Origin of the sequence: Hungatella sp. SB206 (assembly GCF_051132295.1) — a bacterium.
In the GTDB taxonomy this organism is placed as follows: domain Bacteria; phylum Bacillota; class Clostridia; order Lachnospirales; family Lachnospiraceae; genus Hungatella; species Hungatella effluvii.
In genome coordinates, this window is the sequence record NZ_CP096603.1 from 6,486,410 (window position 1) to 6,505,426 (window position 19,017).

The 19,017-nt window shown below is 48.8% G+C and carries 13 protein-coding genes; 3 read left to right on the top strand and 10 right to left on the bottom strand.

Translation table 11 applies throughout. The features are described 5' to 3' along the window. Positions 1-336 (bottom strand): hypothetical protein, encoded by a 336-nt coding sequence (locus tag M1L66_RS28885; protein WP_117622358.1) that lies wholly within the window; start codon positions 334-336, stop codon positions 1-3. Positions 337-712: 376 nt separating this feature from the next. On the opposite strand from M1L66_RS28885, the gene M1L66_RS28890 reads away from it, so the two are divergent. Beyond that, entirely contained in the window at positions 713-1,966 is a 1,254-nt protein-coding gene (locus M1L66_RS28890) for a transposase (RefSeq protein WP_434689041.1), read from the top strand. A 400-nt stretch (positions 1,967-2,366) separates the two neighbouring features. On the opposite strand, the gene M1L66_RS28895 is transcribed toward M1L66_RS28890, so the two are convergent. The 4 genes from M1L66_RS28895 to M1L66_RS28910 all read right to left on the bottom strand — a co-directional run bounded on the left by M1L66_RS28895 (position 2,367) and on the right by M1L66_RS28910 (position 12,101). Beyond that, positions 2,367-3,677: an IS4 family transposase gene (locus M1L66_RS28895; RefSeq protein WP_434689043.1), complete on the bottom strand. Its 1,311-nt coding sequence runs from the start codon at positions 3,675-3,677 to the stop codon at positions 2,367-2,369. A 493-nt stretch (positions 3,678-4,170) separates the two neighbouring features. Continuing rightward, positions 4,171-4,347, bottom strand: coding sequence for a FeoB-associated Cys-rich membrane protein (locus M1L66_RS28900; RefSeq protein ID WP_002604734.1), 177 nt, complete (start codon positions 4,345-4,347; stop codon positions 4,171-4,173). 199 nt (positions 4,348-4,546) lie between these two features. Beyond that, positions 4,547-8,206, bottom strand: a complete 3,660-nt coding sequence (gene rpoC, locus M1L66_RS28905) for a DNA-directed RNA polymerase subunit beta' (protein WP_434689045.1) — start codon at positions 8,204-8,206, stop codon at positions 4,547-4,549. A gap of 28 nt (positions 8,207-8,234) precedes the next feature. Continuing rightward, positions 8,235-12,101 carry a DNA-directed RNA polymerase subunit beta gene (locus M1L66_RS28910; protein WP_434689046.1) on the bottom strand — a complete coding sequence of 1,289 codons (3,867 nt, stop codon included), beginning with the start codon at positions 12,099-12,101 and terminating at the stop codon, positions 8,235-8,237. A 207-nt stretch (positions 12,102-12,308) separates the two neighbouring features. Here M1L66_RS28910 and M1L66_RS28915 point away from each other — a divergent pair, with 207 nt between their 5' ends. Further along, positions 12,309-12,776: a hypothetical protein gene (locus tag M1L66_RS28915; RefSeq protein ID WP_002604737.1), complete on the top strand. Its 468-nt coding sequence runs from the start codon at positions 12,309-12,311 to the stop codon at positions 12,774-12,776. A 585-nt stretch (positions 12,777-13,361) separates the two neighbouring features. Here M1L66_RS28915 and M1L66_RS28920 read toward each other — a convergent pair. The 3 genes from M1L66_RS28920 to M1L66_RS28930 are packed head-to-tail and all read right to left on the bottom strand — an operon-like array spanning position 13,362 to position 15,717. Then, entirely contained in the window at positions 13,362-13,802 is a 441-nt protein-coding gene (locus M1L66_RS28920; RefSeq protein ID WP_434689048.1) for a DUF1934 domain-containing protein, read from the bottom strand. Between the two features lies 1 nt (position 13,803). Further along, on the bottom strand, positions 13,804-14,622 hold the full coding sequence (gene murI, locus M1L66_RS28925) for a glutamate racemase (protein WP_187020105.1): 819 nt from the start codon (positions 14,620-14,622) through the stop codon (positions 13,804-13,806). Between the two features lie 30 nt (positions 14,623-14,652). After that, complete coding sequence (locus tag M1L66_RS28930) at positions 14,653-15,717, bottom strand: D-alanine--D-alanine ligase family protein (RefSeq protein WP_434689050.1); 1,065 nt, start codon at positions 15,715-15,717, stop codon at positions 14,653-14,655. A 138-nt stretch (positions 15,718-15,855) separates the two neighbouring features. On the opposite strand from M1L66_RS28930, the gene spoIIR reads away from it, so the two are divergent. Beyond that, positions 15,856-16,482 (top strand): stage II sporulation protein R, encoded by a 627-nt coding sequence (gene spoIIR / locus M1L66_RS28935; protein ID WP_187020108.1) that lies wholly within the window; start codon positions 15,856-15,858, stop codon positions 16,480-16,482. A gap of 75 nt (positions 16,483-16,557) precedes the next feature. Here the strand turns inward: spoIIR and M1L66_RS28940 are convergent, their stop codons facing one another. Both M1L66_RS28940 and M1L66_RS28945 read right to left on the bottom strand, forming a co-directional pair. Beyond that, positions 16,558-17,754 (bottom strand): TolC family protein, encoded by a 1,197-nt coding sequence (locus M1L66_RS28940; RefSeq protein ID WP_434689053.1) that lies wholly within the window; start codon positions 17,752-17,754, stop codon positions 16,558-16,560. A gap of 40 nt (positions 17,755-17,794) precedes the next feature. Continuing rightward, positions 17,795-18,952 carry a TolC family protein gene (locus M1L66_RS28945; protein WP_434689055.1) on the bottom strand — a complete coding sequence of 386 codons (1,158 nt, stop codon included), beginning with the start codon at positions 18,950-18,952 and terminating at the stop codon, positions 17,795-17,797. Positions 18,953-19,017: the final 65 nt, after the last annotated feature.

Consider the following 19,017-nt stretch of genomic DNA (forward strand, 5'->3'; position numbering starts at 1 on the left):
CTATTGAACGAGTCTCGGTTTATCCACTTTTCCTTCCACTACAGTCTGCAATTCCCGTATGGCGGCGTAATTGTCGATAATCTTATCATAATTGTATACAGTCTGCTTCTTTACAATATCCATATCCTTCCGAAGTTCACAGATATCATCACGCACATCAGCCATCTCGTTCTTCAGACCATGTACCTCTCCATACAAAGTCAGTATGTCGGTACGGATCGGCTTTAATTTCAATTCTAACTTTTCTTCTAACTTTTCGTCCAGCTTCTGGTACAGCCGCGTCTCCAGTCCGTCAAGCATGACGGCAATCGCATCTAATGTTTCCTGATCTGCCATTCTATCCCTCCCCTTTCACTAATTGACAGGCAAGTTTTCGTCTTTTATCATAACATGAAAAACAGGCAAAGTCCATCGATATACAGTTATCATAGTACAGGTTTATTCTGGAACTTCTGTCGAAATGACCGGACCTGGCAAGTCAGCGGAACCGCTGTTTCTTAAACCGTATTATAAGGATATCATATTTTCTGGAAAGACGCAATCTCTGTTTTGCTCGAGTTTCCGCAGTTCTGTCCACAGAAGCACCATTACTGTTTATACTTATACACAACTTTAAAAAAATGCCCAAAATATAAGGAATCCTATCCCTTTTTGATGTAAAATTAAGCTACCAAACAAAAATCTTACTAAACAAAAAGAAAGGGGATTCCTTATGGCTTATTTTACATCAAATACTTACCAAATGAAACGGGAAATTTTAACTTTTTCAAATAAATTTTCAAGAAAGCTTCCTAAACCGGAACGCAAATTTATTGCTGAAATGAATTATGGTATCCTCGCTTCCAAAAGCTGCCTGCTTACGGATATTGTTGACCAGCTCCATGAAACTTCCAAAAAAATCAACATTGTTGACCGCCTTTCACACCACCTTGCCAAGGGGACTCCCGGGGAAGCTCTGAAAGCTTACCTCACACAGGTTAAAAAATGGTGTCCTGCTCAGCCCGTTATCCATATCGACGACAGTGATGTTGTCAAGCCTGATGGTTACAAATTTGAATCGCTTGGATGGGTACGTGATGGTTCCGAAAGCACTGCCACAAAAAATCTCTATAAAAAGGGCTATCATGTTACCGAAGCCACGGTCCTCACCAACAACAATCATCCGCTTAGTCTCTTTTCCGAGATCCATTCTTCCAGTGAAAAAAACTTTACCTCCATTAACGATGTCACATTCTCCGCTATGGAGCGGGCCAATTCCCTGTTTGGAAAAGCGACTTTTGTCATGGACCGTGGCTATGATGATAACAAGATGTTTCTCAAGCTGGATTCCATGGGACAGGACTATGTCATACGCCTTACTGCCAAACGTAAGCTGCTCTACCATAATAAATGGACTTTTGCAACGGAGCTGCGTAACCGTAGGAAAGGAAAAGTAAAACTCCCTCTATTTTATAAAGGAAAAGAACACGAAGCTTATCTTTCCCATGTGAAGGTACAGATCACCGCCTCCAGAAAGGACATTTATCTGGTGCTGGTTTATGGTATCACAGAGCATCCTATGATGCTTGCCACAAATAAACCAATCCGTTCAAAAGAGGATGTGATCGCTGTAGCAAAGCAATACTTTTCCAGGTGGCGGATCGAAGAATATTTCCGGTGTAAAAAACAGATGTTCCAGTTTGAAAATTTCAGGGTAAGAAAACTCAAAGCCATAAACGCATTAAATTTTTATATTACCTTATGCATGGCATTCCTTGCACAGATCACCATGAAATCAGAGACGAATGCCCTTAAGGTTTCCATTATAAAGACAGCAGATCCGGTGAAAGAAAAAGTGCATTTCTGCTATTATCGGCTGGCAAAAGGGATCTCCGGCATACTGTCGTATGCAAAAGAGGGCGTCAGACTCTGGTTCAGGACAAAACGTCCTGCATACCGTCAACTCAGCCTTAAGCTGACCGCTTAAATAGATAAAAGAATAAATCTCCCAAAGTCCGGTTCCGGCGGGGCTTGTTAAAGTGCCTCTACTCATTATTCTGCCACTCGCCAGCATTTCAAAAAACGGCAGATTGGCACCTTTGATTACTATATTCATTTTTCAATTACAATTTGCGGAAACTCAAGCTGTTTTGTCGTTCTTATATGGATATGGCGTTACAGTTCACTCCCAATGTCATTTAGTTTATGAGGGTCAACAGAGACTATTCATTGTCAGATAGTTGCGTAACAGGCTTAAGAGAGGGTATAAACAGTTTCCTATGCGGGACATGCAGAGAATAGGAGGAAATGGAAAATTCAGGGGATAACAAACAGACAGATTGCTCATCTGTCTCAAAATGTGCTATATTATGATTGACAGTCTCGCTTTATACGAAACGGTAAGCGAAACTGGTTGGTACCTGGAACCTCAGCTGGCGGGCATAGGTTCTATCCGGCCTGATTGGCAGTATGTATTGGCTGATCAGGCCATTTACATTACCTGGGGCTGCTTCGTCCCGCAGGAAAGCAACGCATATCTTGATTGCCATTGACAGATTCACCTGATATTCCCATTTTCCTGTTTGCTTCTTTATAGGAACCTCCATTGTTATTATCGTACAGAAATTGTATAAAATTATCCTGCAGAGAATTTCATATTCGATATATTTCGGGGATTTGGAATGGAAATTTGTAGTTCCGAGTGTATGCTTTAAGTCACGGTAGGCGGTTTCGATCCCCCAGCGCAGATAATAAATATCCTTGAGGTGTTCTGTATGGAACTCATTGTCCGGAAGGTTTGTGATGATGTTTTCGTATATCCCTTCCGCAATTTTAAAACGGACAACCCGCAGCCGCATATGATATTCCGGCTGATTGTCTGTTATAAAATCAAAAGAAACTGCCTTACATATGTAACGGTACATGGCTGCCAACTCCGGATGCGCCCTTTTCTTTTTGGAATTAGACCGGGTTAGTATCACATCGGTCCATTGATCCAGCCGGTCCGGCAGGGAAGCCGCGACAAGAAGGCGTTTTGTGTTGATGTCTTTTGCCCTGATTACAAAATAAAAGCCTGTTTCCAGAGCATGAGCGAACACATTGTAACAGGAAACCCCTCTGTCAGCGACCAGAATGGGGAAGCCGCCGTAGGAATAGCGGTCTATAAGCTGGCACAAAGCGGCGAATTCATTTTTCCTGCGGCCCGGCTGTACAACGATATCGAGATACCGCTTTGAAATGAGGTCGAAAAGAGAGATGGTATGGATCATGTTAAACCCTCTTTTCGACTTTCCATTAGACGGATGAAAGGTAGAAGGGTCATCGGGGTTGCGTGCGATATTAAATTCACAACCATCAGCGGCGATCAGAGAATACTTCCCCATAAAAAGTTTGGTGGGAAACCGCTGGTTAAACTGACTGAGAAGATATAGGAAAGCTTCCGGCAAAAGTTTTGCCCGTTGCTGAATAAAAGCAGAAGCAGTAGGCACCTCGTCCGGGTTGAAGTAAAAATATTTAAGCAGTTCGTGGTTCATGCAGCCGCTTTGCATAGAGATACAGAAACGAATCATGCGAACGAAGCCGAACTTTCGTTCTCGGGAAAAATCCTTCCCAGGCCTTTTTACAAAAGGGGAGAGGTTGAAAGACATGGAGTCCACGATTGCCCAGAGTGTGGACTTAACTTTTTGTGGAAATAACATAAGAGTACCTCCTTGAAATTGAAATAATGTTACTATATACAATTTCAAGGGCCGCTCTCGCTACCACTTAAAATCGAATCAGCAGCGAGAGCGGCCGCACATTTTTGCCGCTGTGTCAACCTTTTTTGGGAAAATATATTAAAAAATTGAGTTAGACCCTATGTTAGAATTCAACCTGGATAGGTAACTAAATGACATTGGTTCACTCCCCACCAATGGCACCATAGTCCGGTTTGGACGGGCAGGCTTCCTCAGTCTTTCCTGTGACTTTGCAGGATATTAGAAGTTCTTAACGCGTAAAATTTTTCGTTCAGGTGAGATTCTCACTTGTCTGAGCGCAGCGAGTTTGGGAATTTCACCTGGTTTTTAGAAAAATTCTGCACGTTTAGAACTTCTTATGCCCGAAACCGGAACGGGAAAGGCTGAGGAAGCCTGCCCGGCCGAACCGGACTGCGGTGCCACTGGTGGAAAGTGAACTGTAACGATATGGCAGTCAGTTACTGTTCCCCGTCTCCTCATTCCCATCGTCTTTTCTCTGATGGCAGTTCATCCCGCAGCTGCCGCAGCATCCTCCGCAGCCGGATTTCCCCATTTTTTTATCCCGTCTTTTCTTCCAGATCACCGCGCCGACCGCTGCTATCAGAATGATTCCGATCATAAGATCTGCCATGAACTCCACCTCCTGTGAATGCAGTTGATTCATCAATTCAGCCTGTTCTGTTTATCTCCCCCTCTGAAGTATTCTTCTATGTGCCGGAAGGCTCCGCATGGTTCGTGGCCCGCAGAAATAAGAATCCCGGCGGGCCGGACGGCTGAGCATACGCCCAACCGGCTCCGTCCGCCGGGACTTATATTATTCTCAGACAGCTTTATACGTCCTCTTCATCAATATCATCGATGTCCAGAACTTCTTCAGCCTCTAAATACTCTTCCGTAACGGGAATCGCAAGATCGTCGCCAAGGATGATTTCATCTTCATTCATCTCTTCCCCGTCCGTGCTCAGCTTAACAGTACGGTAACGCTTCATTCCAGTACCTGCCGGAATCGGTTTACCGATAATTACGTTCTCCTTTAAGCCAATTAAGTGGTCTACCTTGCCGTTGATCGCCGCCTCGGTCAGAACCTTGGTGGTCTCCTGGAAGGAAGCCGCTGATAAGAAGGAATCGGTAGCCAGAGATGCCTTGGTGATACCCAGCATAACCTGCTTTCCATCCGCCGGCTCCTTGCCTTCTGCAAGAAGTGCCTCGTTCATATCGTTGTAATCAAGAACGTCCATGGAGGTACCCGGAAGCACATCGCTGTCTCCGCTCTCCTCGATCTTGATCTTCTTAAGCATCTGTCTGACGATCATCTCAACGTGCTTATCATTGATCTCAACACCCTGCAGACGGTAAACACGCTGAACTTCCTGGATCATGTAATCCTGTACCGCGCGGACACCCTTGATCTTTAAGATATCATGCGGGTTGATACTACCTTCTGTCAGCTCGTCGCCGGCCTCTAAATAGACGCCATCCTGGATCTTGATTCTGGATCCGTAAGGAATTAAATACGTCTTGGAGTTGCCGGTCTCATTATCTGTAATGATGATCTCACGTTTCTTCTTCGTATCCTTGATCGTGGCTACGCCGCCGAACTCCGCGATGATCGCAAGTCCCTTTGGCTTACGCGCCTCAAAAAGCTCCTCGACACGGGGAAGACCCTGTGTGATATCGCCGCCGGCAACACCGCCGGTATGGAACGTACGCATGGTCAGCTGTGTACCAGGCTCACCGATGGACTGAGCGGCAATAATACCGACTGCCTCACCAACCTGTACCGGCTGTCCGGTAGCCATGTTGGCACCGTAGCATTTCGCACAGACACCCAGATGGGATTTGCAGGTAAGAACGGTACGGATCTTGACGGAATCGCGTCCCATCTTCTGTAAGGTCTTCATAACCGCAGCCGCACGCTTCGGTGTACACATATGGTTTGCCTTCACAATTACTTCTCCGGTATCCGGGTCGGTAATGGTTTCAGCGATATATCTGCCTGTCAGTCTCTCCTCGAGACCCTCGATCGTCTCCTGGCCATCCATGAAAGCCTTGATCTCCATGGCAGGAATTGTCTTTCCTTCGCAGCAGTCTACCTCGCGGATAATCATATCCTGGGAAACGTCTACAAGTCGTCTCGTCAGATAACCGGAGTCGGCTGTTCGCAGAGCCGTATCGGAAAGTCCCTTACGGGCGCCGTGAGCGGAGATGAAGTACTCCAGTACGTCCAGACCTTCACGGAAGTTGGACTTAATAGGAAGTTCGATGGTATGACCGGTTGTATCGGCCATAAGTCCACGCATACCAGCCAGCTGTTTAATCTGTTTATCAGAACCTCGTGCTCCGGAGTCCGCCATCATGTAGATGTTGTTATATTTGTCAAGGCCGGTAAGCAGATCGTGAGTCAGCTGATCATCCGTCTCTTTCCAGGTATCGATAACTTCTTTATAACGCTCTTCCTCCGTGATCAGACCACGTCTGAAGTTCTTGGCAATCTGGTCAACGGTCGCCTGGGCGTCCGCAATCAGCTTCGGTTTGCTCTCCGGCACGGTCATATCGGAAATGGATACGGTCATGGCCGCTCTCGTGGAATACTTATAACCGATCGCCTTGATATCGTCTAACGTCTCAGCAGTCTGAACTGCACCGTGAACGTTGATAACTTTTTCAAGAATCTGCTTTAACTGCTTCTTGCCGACGTGGAAATCCACCTCCATCAGAAGCTCGTTGCCCGGAATGCTTCTGTCCACAAAGCCCAGGTCCTGAGGAACGATCTCATTGAAAATGAAACGGCCCACCGTGGATTCTACGGAACCGGTCTTCATGGTACCATCCGGCATTTTCTTTGTCACTCTCGCCTTGATTCTGGAGTGTAAGGTTACGGCTCCGTTCTCATAGGCAAGAATCGCTTCGTTTACATTATGGAATACCATGCCCTCGCCCTTGGCGCCAGGTCTTTCCTGGGTCAGGTAATAGATTCCGAGGACCATATCCTGAGACGGAACGGCCACAGGGCCACCGTCGGAAGGTTTCAGTAAGTTGTTCGGTGAGAGGAGTAAGAACCGGCACTCCGCCTGTGCTTCTACGGACAGAGGCAGATGAACGGCCATCTGGTCACCATCGAAGTCCGCGTTGAACGCGGTACAAACCAACGGATGCAGCTTGATCGCCTTACCTTCCACCAGAATCGGCTCAAATGCCTGGATACCAAGCCTGTGCAGTGTAGGCGCACGGTTTAACATAACCGGATGCTCCTTGATTACGTCCTCCAGTACATCCCAAACCTCGGTCTGCAGTCTCTCCACCATCTTCTTGGCATTCTTAATATTGTGAGCGGTGCCGTTGGCAACCAGTTCCTTCATAACAAACGGCTTAAATAACTCGATCGCCATCTCTTTCGGAAGACCGCACTGGTAAATCTTCAGTTCCGGTCCTACGACGATAACAGAACGTCCGGAATAGTCAACACGCTTTCCTAACAGGTTCTGACGGAAACGTCCCTGCTTACCCTTTAACATATCAGAAAGAGATTTAAGAGCACGGTTACCAGGTCCGGTAACAGGTCTGCCTCTACGGCCGTTATCGATCAGGGCGTCAACGGCTTCCTGCAGCATACGCTTCTCGTTGCGGACAATAATATCCGGCGCGCCCAGCTCTAAAAGACGGGCCAGACGGTTATTTCTATTGATAATTCTTCTGTATAAATCATTTAAATCGGAGGTGGCAAAACGTCCGCCATCCAGCTGCACCATCGGCCGGATATCCGGAGGGATAACCGGGATCGCGGTCATGATCATCCATTCCGGCTTATTGCCGGAGTTACGGAACGCCTCTACAACTTCCAGTCTCTTGATGATCCTGGCGCGTTTCTGGCCGGTGGCATCCTTCAGTCCCTTTCTTAACTCTTCGGAATCTTTCTCTAAATCGATCGCATGCAAGAGTTCCAGGATTGCTTCTGCACCCATTCCTACACGGAATGCGCCGTAACCGTATTTGTCAATCTCTTCACGGTATTCCTTCTCAGATAACACCTGCTTATACTGAAGTCCTGTATCCGCCGCATCCAGTACGATATAGGAGGCGAAGTACAGTACTTTCTCAAGGGTTCTCGGTGAAATATCGAGAATCAGGCCCATACGGCTCGGGATTCCCTTAAAATACCAGATATGGGAAACCGGAGCTGCAAGCGCAATATGGCCCATACGCTCTCTACGAACGCTGGCCTTCGTGACTTCGACACCGCATCGGTCACAGATAACGCCTTTGTATCTGATCTTTTTGTATTTACCGCAATGACACTCCCAGTCCTTGCTCGGTCCGAAGATTCTCTCGCAAAAAAGACCGTCTTTTTCCGGTTTTAAGGTTCTGTAATTGATCGTCTCTGGCTTTTTAACTTCGCCATGGGACCAATCGAGAATCTTTTCCGGAGACGCTAACCCAATTTTGATAGCGTCGAACGTCATTGGGTGATAAGTTTCATTATTCTCAGGCATGAGCGGTTCTCCTTCCTAACATACACAACTATTCTTCGTCTGAATCGTCTAATTCGGCGTCATCGAAATCCTCGTAAGAATCGTCGATACCGTCTGCATCCTCTTCTTCATCAATACTAACCAGTTCATCATCCTGGAATTCCTGCTTCTGGAAACCGTAGTCAGCAAGAGGTTCCTCTTCCCTGAATTTTCTGTCACCTTCGATGATGGATCGTAAATCTGTCTCCTCGTAATCCATTGCCTCTGCAATCTGTACCTCGGTATTATCATCTCGCAGTACACGTACATCGAGAGCCAGTGACTGAAGCTCTTTAAGCAGTACCTTGAAGGATTCGGGAATACCCGGCTCAGGAATGTTCTCGCCCTTGATAATCGCTTCATACGTCTTCACACGGCCTACCACATCATCCGACTTCACAGTCATGATTTCCTGCAGTGTGTAGGATGCACCGTACGCCTCAAGAGCCCAAACCTCCATCTCTCCGAAACGCTGGCCGCCGAACTGGGCTTTACCACCCAGAGGCTGCTGTGTAACCAGGGAGTATGGTCCTGTAGAACGGGCATGAATCTTATCGTCAACCAGATGATGCAGCTTCAGATAATGCATGTGTCCGATCGTAACCGCACTGTCGAAATACTCACCGGTACGTCCGTCGCGGAGTCTTACTTTACCGTCACGGCTGAGCGGTACCCCCTTCCACAGTTCTCTGTGATCCAGATGCTCACCCAGATACTCGATCACATCGGGTTTCAAAGTGTCATTATATTTATCCTGGAATTCTTCCCAGGTCATGTTGACGTAGTCATTGGCGACATCGAGGGTATCCATGATATCGATCTCGTTTGCACCGTCGAATACAGGTGTTGCAATATTAAATCCAAGGGCTCTGGCCGCAAGACTTAAGTGAATCTCCAGAACCTGCCCGATATTCATACGGGAAGGTACGCCCAGAGGGTTCAAAACGATATCCAGCGGACGGCCATTCGGCAGGAATGGCATATCCTCAACCGGAAGTACACGGGAAACAACACCCTTGTTGCCATGACGGCCGGCCATCTTATCACCTACAGAGATCTTTCTCTTCTGAGCAATGTAGATACGGACTGTCTGGTTCACACCTGGAGACAGCTCGTCACCATTCTCCCTGGTAAATACCTTGGCATCCACGATAATACCGTAAGCGCCGTGGGGTACCTTTAAGGAAGTATCACGGACTTCTCTCGCCTTCTCACCGAAAATTGCACGAAGCAGTCTCTCCTCGGCTGTCAGCTCGGTCTCTCCCTTTGGAGTAACCTTTCCGACCAGGATATCTCCGGCACGGACTTCCGTACCGATTCGGATGATACCTCTCTCATCCAGATCCTTTAACGCATCTTCACCGACACCAGGAACGTCACGGGTGATCTCTTCCGGTCCCAGCTTGGTATCACGGGCTTCCGCCTCGTATTCCTCAATATGAACGGAGGTGTAAACATCCTCCTGAACCAGTCTTTCACTGAGCAGAACAGCATCCTCGTAGTTGTAGCCTTCCCAGGTCATGAATCCGATGAGCGGGTTCTTGCCAAGGGCGATCTCACCATTCTGTGTGGACGGGCCGTCAGCGATGACCTCTCCCTTTTCCACATGATTATTCTTATATACAATCGGCTTCTGGTTGTAGCAGTTGCTCTGGTTGCTTCTCTTGAATTTGGTCAGGTGGTAAACGTCTCTTCCGCCGTCAGCATCCCTCTTGATGATGATCTCGTTGGAAGCGGAACGCTCTACCACACCGGCATTTCTCGCCACAACGCAGACACCCGAGTCAACGGCTGCCTTGGCTTCCATACCGGTTCCAACGACTGGCGCTTCCGTTGTCAGAAGCGGCACGGCCTGACGCTGCATGTTGGATCCCATCAGCGCACGGTTGGCATCATCGTTCTCCAGGAAAGGAATCATAGCTGTCGCCACGGAGAATACCATCTTCGGGGAAACGTCCATCAAATCGATGCTCTTTCTCTGGAATTCGGATGTCTCCTCGCGGAAACGTCCGGAAATATTCTTATGAATAAAGTGGCCTTCTTCATCCAGCGGTTCGTTCGCCTGCGCGACAACGAAGTTATCTTCTTCATCGGCAGTCAGATAAACGACCTCGTCGGTAACGATCGGATTGGCCGGATCGGTCTTGTCTACAAGACGGTAAGGCGCTTCTACAAATCCATACTGGTTTACCCTCGCATACGTCGCCAGGGAGTTGATCAGACCGATGTTAGGACCTTCAGGTGTCTCGATCGGGCACATACGACCGTAATGGGTGTAGTGTACGTCTCGAACCTCGAATCCGGCACGGTCTCTTGACAGACCGCCAGGTCCCAATGCGGATAAACGTCTCTTATGAGTCAGCTCAGCCAGCGGGTTGTTCTGATCCATGAACTGGGACAGCTGGGAACTTCCAAAGAATTCCTTTACAGCCGCAGTTACCGGTTTAATGTTGATTAAGGACTGGGGAGTAATACCCTCCATATCCTGTGTTGTCATTCTCTCACGAACCACACGTTCCATTCTGGAAAGACCGATCCGGTACTGGTTCTGCAGCAGCTCGCCGACCGCACGGATTCTACGGTTTCCTAAATGGTCGATATCGTCGGCATTACCTATCTGCTGCTCTAAATGCATGTTGTAATTGATGGATGCCAGAATATCTTCTTTTGTGACATGCTTCGGAATGAGTTCGCCCAAACTTCTGTGAATCGCGCTCTTTAATACTTCTTCGTCTTCTGTGCCAACATCTTCCAGAATTTTTTCAAGTACCGGATAGAATACTAACTCCGTAACACCTGCGTCCTTCGGATCGAAGGATACGTAAGCGCCTAAATCTACCATTAAGTTGGATAAGACTTTCTGCTTGCGCTCCAAACCTTCCACCCATACGTAAGGTACGGCTGCGTTCTGGATATCTACGGCAAGCTGCTTGTCTACAGTCGTGCCGGCAGTCGCCAGAATCTCGCCGGTTGTGGTATCCACCACATCCTCTGAAAGCACGTGGCCCACGATACGGTTCTTGAAATGAAGTTTCTTATTAAATTTATATCTTCCGACCTTTGCAAGATCATATCTTCTCGGGTCAAAGAACATACTGTTTAATAAACTTTCTGCACTATCAACAGATAAAGGTTCACCTGGGCGGATCTTCTTATATAACTCTAATAAGCCATCCTGGTAATTATCGGACGTATCCTTACCGAAGCTGGCTAAAAGCTTTGGCTCCTCGCCAAACAGCTCTAATATCTCGGCATTCGTTCCGAAACCAAGGGCACGGATCAGCACGGTAACCGGAACCTTTCTGGTTCTGTCTACACGTACGTAGAAAATGTCGTTGGAGTCTGTCTCATACTCCAGCCACGCACCTCGGTTAGGAATTACTGTACAGGTATAGAGCTCCTTACCTACCTTGTCATGTCCGATACCATAATATATACCTGGGGAACGTACTAACTGGCTGACAATAACACGTTCGGCACCGTTAATGACGAAGGAACCGGTATCTGTCATAAGCGGAAGATCACCCATGAAGATCTCATGTTCATTAATCTCATCTTTATCTTTATTGCAAAGCCTTACCTTGACTTTTAAAGGAGCTGCGTAAGTTGCATCTCTTTCCTTGCATTCTTCTATGGTATACTTGATGTCGTCTTTACATAATGTAAAGTCAACAAATTCCAGACTCAAGTGACCCGCAAAGTCTGCGATCGGAGAGATATCTTCGAAGACTTCCTTCAATCCCTCATCAAGGAACCACTGATAGGAATTCTTCTGAATCTCGATCAGGTTAGGCATCTCAAGGACTTCTTTCTGTCTCGAGAAGCTCATTCTCAGGCTTTTACCGGCTGGGACCGGACGCATTCTGCTTTTTTCCATTGACGTTTCACCCCTGTTTTCTTTCTATTGGTTCTGTTTTTGGGCATAAATGTCCCTCAAGGCACATGATGCCACAATAGTGCACATTCCATAATATCATAGCCCTGTCAAGGTGTCAAGCATTTTTTGCTTGCACTTTCCATAATATAATGCTATACTATTACAGATAGACTTTATTTACAAAATGAACTATTGGAGGTATTCCCCGTGAGCACATTTTTAAACGTATTACTGGTGATTCTTCTCATCTTAGTGGTAGTACTGGCTGTTCTCTATTTTCTCGGAAGAAAGCTGGAAAAACGCCAGGTTGAACAGCAGCAGGCTCTGGAAGCGGCAGCACAGACCGTATCCATGCTGGTCATCGACAAGAAAAAGATGAAGCTGAAGGACGCCGGACTTCCAAAGATCGTTTACGAGCAGACGCCGAAATACATGAGGCGTGCGAAGGTACCGATCGTAAAGGCCAAGATTGGTCCGAAGGTCATGACGCTGATCGCAGATGCGAAGGTATTCGATGTTCTTCCAGTCAAGACGGAGGCTAAGGTCGTAGTGAGCGGTATCTACATAACCGAGATCAAGAGCATTCGCGGCGGTGCGGTTCCGGTTGCACCGAAGAAGAAGAAATTTATGGACAGGTTCAAAAAAGGGAAAAAAGAAAAGAACGACAAAAAGTAAATTGGAGACCGCTTCATTGGCCTTGGGCTGATGGGGCGGTTTTTTTATTGTGGGAGTTACGCCCCAGTACTTGCGGAGAGGCGGAGCCTGGCGGGGGAGGGATCGCGATCGGTTTCTTGTTTCTTCGGTGGCAGGAACTAAAGCGGGAAGAGACGAAAATGAGGGGGATCGCGAAAACTCCGCCGAACTCCTGAAGGACTTCGCCTCCGTGTTCACTTGAAAGCTGGCTTGGAGGCCAGCTTTCACCCCCTCATTTTCATCTCTTCCCACTTAAGTTCCTGCGAACCTCAGAAAAGGAAACCGTTCACGATCCCTCCCCCGCCAGGCTCCGCCTCTCCGCAAGTACTGGGGCTGTGTATTGGCTCCGCTAGTGGATATGAACGCAACGCGACATCATCTGTGAATAGATATGAATTGAAATTGGTAAATCTATAGTAATATTCAGACAGCGGTTGCTTTCTGATTGGATTTATAAATCAGTTTTTTGGGGATGGGGTTTGTTTTGCTTTTCTCACACAGCCAGTACACAGCCCCCTCCCCTCCCAGTTCCCCGGACCGCACGGAAGGCATGGGGCGTCACGCACCTTATAAATGAATACTGGCGGTAGATTTTGAGTGAATATCCAGATTAATATTGCATTCAGAAACATGCTGGTAGTTAATATCCAGCGAATAGGATACGCGGACCTTTAAGCTGTCCTCGTCCTCGGCGATAAGAATGTCGTTGGTGTTGATGCCGATCATCATCTCTCCGAAGGGCGTCGCATAACAGGAAAGGTTTTTCTTGTCCTTTTCAAATGTCATGTGGACGCTGGAGCTTCCGCGTTTTATGATGTCAAGACCCTCGGGACGGATCTTGATTGTGTTTTTGATAATATCATTCTGGCCTTCCATTACCTCATCATACAGAATGTAATGGCTGCCGTTTTTCTGGAAATAATCGCCGGCGGTGATCATCTCGACTTCATTGCTGTCACCGTCCGCCAGCTGAATGCCGCTTATGGTAATCAGTACATCTCTTGTCATCTCAAAACTCCTCTATGTTTATCTGTCTCGTTTCCTTCACCTCTCCGGGAAGAATCGACGCCGCAAAGCTGGTGAATTTTTCTGCCAGATCGCTGACATAAAAGCGATACTGCTCCTGGCCGTCCTGGGGACCTCCGCATAATAGATCCGCATCCTCCAGAACCTGTTTCAGTTCCAGGGCCGTCTCATACGCCGGATTCACCAGTGTCACCCCGGGTCCCATCAGACGCCCTACCGTCGAACGCAGCAGCGGATAATGGGTGCAGCCCAAAACCAGAGTGTCTATATATTTGCCCTTCAGTTCGCTTAAGTAACGGGACGCAATCTCATCTGTCACGGAATCGTGAAGCAGCCCTTCCTCTACCAGCGGGACCAGGAGGGGACAGGACTTGCCGGTCACCTCGATATCGGAGCGCATCCCCTTCATCACCTTTGTGTAGACGCCGCTGCGGATCGTTCCTTCCGTGCCGATAATGCCAATCTTTCCATTTTTCGTGGCCTGGGTCGCCGTCCTGGCGCCGGCGTGGATTACACCGATGATGGGAATATCCAACTCCCCCTCCACCGCTTCCAGCGCGTAGGCTGTCGCGGTGTTGCATGCGATAACGATGGCTTTTACATCCTGAGTCAGAAGAAAGCGGATAATCTGTCTCGTGAAACGGATTACCGTATTACCGGACTTGTTGCCGTATGGAACTCTGGCGGTATCGCCGAAATAGACGATCCGCTCTGTCGGCATCTGTCTCATAATCTCCCGCGCAACGGTCAGACCACCGACGCCGGAGTCAAATACCCCTATGGGTGAATTCCTGTCTGCCATAGTGTCTCTCCTTAAGTTTTGATCCGTTTTCTAAAGCCGGAAGCGGTCAAATGCGTGCTCCGTCAGGCGGTCTACCAGCTGATCCTTGGTGACTCCTGCGGCTTCCCAGAGCATAGGATACATGCTGATGGCCGTGAAGCCAGGCAGTGTGTTGATCTCATTAAATACCACGGTTCCGTCATCCTTAACGAAGAAATCCACACGGGCGAGGCCGTAGCCGTCCACCGCCTGGAAGATGGCCTTTGCCGCTTCCCGAACCTGATTCACTGCGTCTCCCGGAAGGTCCGGATTCACAACCGTTCTGGAATCGGAATTGTAATATTTCGCGTCAAAATCGTAGAACTCCGCGGCCGCCAGAATCTCTCCGACTCCGGAGGCTTCCACCGGAATCAGTCCGCCGCCAAATACCGCGCACTCGATCTCCCGGCCCTTGATCATTTCCTCCACAAGAATCTTGCGGTCGTGGTTTGCCGCCTCGCGAAGCGCTGCCTCCAGCTCCTCCCTGCCGTCCGCACGTGCCACGCCCTTCGACGAACCGGCATTCGACGGCTTTACGAATACGGGGTAGGAGAACTTCGCTTCCACTCTGCCGACTACGGAGGCCATATCGTTTAAGTCAGACCGCATGACAGGGACGTAGGCGGCCTGGCGCACTCCTAAATCGTCTACCACGATCTTTGTATACAACTTATCCATGGATACGGCAGATGCCAGCACGCCGCAGCCCACGTACGGGATTCTGGCCAACTCCAGAAGTCCCTGAACGGTGCCATCCTCCCCATACAGCCCATGAAGCACCGGAAATACCACATCCGCCTTCACAAACTCCACACGGTCTCCCTCTGTTAATATGACGCACTGCTTCGTGGCATCGGGGGATATGACTGCATTTACCGTCCCCTCTCTCCAGCTGCCTGACTCGATCGCCTCCACGGATTCCACTTTGATCCAATGGCCCTCTTCCGTGATTCCAATGAAAAGAAGGTCGTATTTCTCTCTATTCATATGATTGATGACGTTGACCACAGACATGCAGGATACCACATGCTCAGATGACTGGCCGCCAAATAAGACAACCGCTGTTTTCCTGTTCATTTTACTTTCTCCTCATACTTTCCTTTTCCCGCGGGATTGCTGCTGCAGGAATTTCCTTTTTACAGTGTTTATATTATAGCACATATGGTTACAATTACAACAAATAGATAATTCCTGACTGTAAAATGGAGGTCCCTTATGAAATATAGACGTGATTTATTCCTGTGCTTAACCTGCCTTCTTCTGGCATTCTTATTCACCATGGCCGGCCAGCGCCAGAGCGACGAAGCCATGGCCGCCCGGATCGCCCCGGAAATTCTGCGTTTCCACGTTCTGGCCAACAGCGATTCCGACGAAGACCAGCAGCTGAAGCTGCGCGTGCGAACCCTGCTCCTCGATTCAATATATGAGAAACTGGGGGAAAATGCATCACTGGATGATACGAAAGAGTATGTCCTTGCCAATAAGGACAGCCTGGAGCAGGAGGCAGAAGATTACATGAAAGCGGAAGGATATGATTATCCTGCACATATGGAAGTAACAGAATGCTATTTCCCCACAAAAACCTACGGCGACATGGTATTTCCCTGTGGTACCTACGACGCGGTGCGGGTGGAAATAGGCAAAGGAAAAGGACACAACTGGTGGTGTGTCCTCTATCCTCCGCTTTGTTTTGTTGATTCGACCTACGCGGTCGTTCCCGATTCTTCCCGTGAAATATTAAGAGAATCCCTCGATGCCGCGGACTATCAGGCGCTTCTTAAGAAGCAGCCGGAGGTCCATATCCGGATTCGTTCAAAATTCCTAGAGCTGCTGGATAATTAATACTGCTGAGCTTAAATGCGTCCACTGCTCTGTAATCCTACTGTTGGGCATAAATGCGCGCCCTGCTCTGTAATCCTACTGTGGTATGGACACATATCCCTGAACTGCCCAGTCATAGTCAAGCATAGCCTGAAGCAGCGCGGTGTCAGCCGATTTTCTCGCGCCTTCCGCCTGGTAAAACTGGGCCTCTGCACCGAGATACTGCAGTCTGCTCAGCATCTTCAAGTTATACTGGCGTTCTGCGGCGCCCTTGGCCAGAAGAGCCTTCTGATACGCCGTGTTGGCCGCGTCGTAGAGCACCTTTTTCTGCTGCATGACCGAATACAGTCGCTGCATTTCCACCGTCAGCTGCTGTTCCGACACGTCGATATTCTTCAGACGGTTGTCGATGGCGGCCGTGGACTTTGTAGATGACGCATGACGCTGTGATATCAGGGTCTGGTTATTACCGATGGCCTTTAAAATATCGGCCGTCAGATCGATGGTGTCGATCTTCGATGGGTCCGCAGCGGGAACCGTACCGATGTCCGGTGTGGCGTCCACCTTCCAGCCCGTTAAAAGGCAGAGCTGGCTGCGCAGATTATTAGAGAGATTGCGCAGATTGTCAAGCTGGGACTGACTGGACAGCAGATCGCTCTGGGCCTGCAATACGCCAGTGTCCGTGGCCATCCCCAGCCCTGCCTGCAGCTTCGCGGCTTCCAGCGCTTCCTTCTGAAGCTCTTCCACCTTTTCCAGGGTCTGCACCTGGGCGCGGAGATTGTCATACGTGATCATCAGGGTCTGTATGCCCTTTAACGCAGATCTCACTCCCGTGTCAATCTGTTTTCTCGCCTTGTCCAGCTGTTTATCCGTTGCTTTCGTCGTGGTCGACGGGGCGTCCAGCATGGACTCCAGCCCCATAATTGTCGTCTTCAATTCCTGTAGGGCGGCATCCTTGCCCTCGAAATCCGGCATCGCTTCCAGCTGTTTCTTCTGTTCCTTCAGCGCCTTAGCCGTATCTTTATAATCATTTTTCTCTATCGAATCTTTCAGATTTCTGACTGTCGAAGCCGTATCATCATCCGAGAAATCCAGCTGCTTATACGCGTAGCTGATCTCGGGATTGTACTCCCTGATCAGATTCTCCAGTTCGTCGTACTCCATTTTATCGTCCTGAAGCCGCGCCGCCGTCTCCGCATCGTAATCCGACAGCTTTGCCCAGGAAGAGAAACTTCCTCCGGCTAAAAGTGTACCGGCCAGAACCATACACATTATCATTTTCCATTTTTTCATGCCTTTACTCCTTCCGGCTGTAAGCTATCCCCTCCACCGGTTACATGCCTGCGCTGGCACTCGCCAGGCCATTAATGTTCCAGTCATAAGATTCCACAGCCTGGAACAGCGCCATACTCGCGTCTTCCATGGCTGCCTGAGCCTGGAGATACGCATACTGCTGGGTTAAGTAATCCAGCCGGCTGAGCGTACCGATCTGCATCTTCCTCTCAGCCGCTTCCATGTTCTTGGAGGCCACCTCTAAGGATACCGCTGCCTGCTGATAGGCGGTCTGGCTCTGAATGACATTCTTATATGCCGAATCCACGGACGATCCGATTCTCTGGATGTTATCGTCTATGGTCATCTGAAGGCTCTCTTTTTTCGAATTATTCGAGGAGTTTGCCAGTTTCTTTTTGTTGATGCGAAGCGTGTAGTTGTTCTCCAGGGCCTTGGCCTTGTCTGCCGCCGGATCCATGGACTGGATTCTGTTTAAATCCACGGCTGGGATCTCCCGAATCTCCGGGGAAGCGTCGTATCTCCAGCCCAGCATAACACAGAGCTTCTGCCGTGTATTCTCCAGATCGGACTCGGCGGTTAAGATCGCCGCATCCGCGTTCTGTAAATTCTCCTGGGCAGTCAGCACTTCCATCTGCGTGGCCATGCCGTGATTCATCTTAAGCACCACTGAGTCATAGGTCGCGGCCAGCAGTTCCCTGTTCTTTTTCTTCAAATCCAGGTCCCGGGCCTTCTGGTGGTAGGAGATCATATTGGTCTGAGCGTTGGATACAAGCGTGGCCTCTGTCTGATCATAGGTCATCTTGAAAATCTCGCTGTCCTCCACATTGTCATCGGCCTGCTGCTCCAGGCTTAAAGCCTGCGCTTCCGCCATGCTGTCCTGCATGATAGCCTGGGGACTGTCGTCCCCAGACATGCTGCTCCGGACCGCGTCAGCCGCATCCCGGTAATCCTGTGCGATTTCATCGCTTGTTTTATTCTTTTTCTCGTTATAATCACGCTGATTATTCTGTACCGTCACATTATATTCATGTATCAGCCCCGCCAGTTCGTCATACTCCATAACATTATCGCGAAGCTTTGCCCACTCCTCGGCGCTTCTGGCGAATTCCGGGCTTCCGGCCCAGGCAGTCCCTGTCGGAGCCGCAGCCGCCAGAACTGCTGCCAGACAGCAGGCACTAATCTGTTTCCATTTTTTCATCAATTGGTCCTCCTAACCTTGTACCGGATGGATTTTATGTTACAGTCTGAATCCTCTGCTCTTTT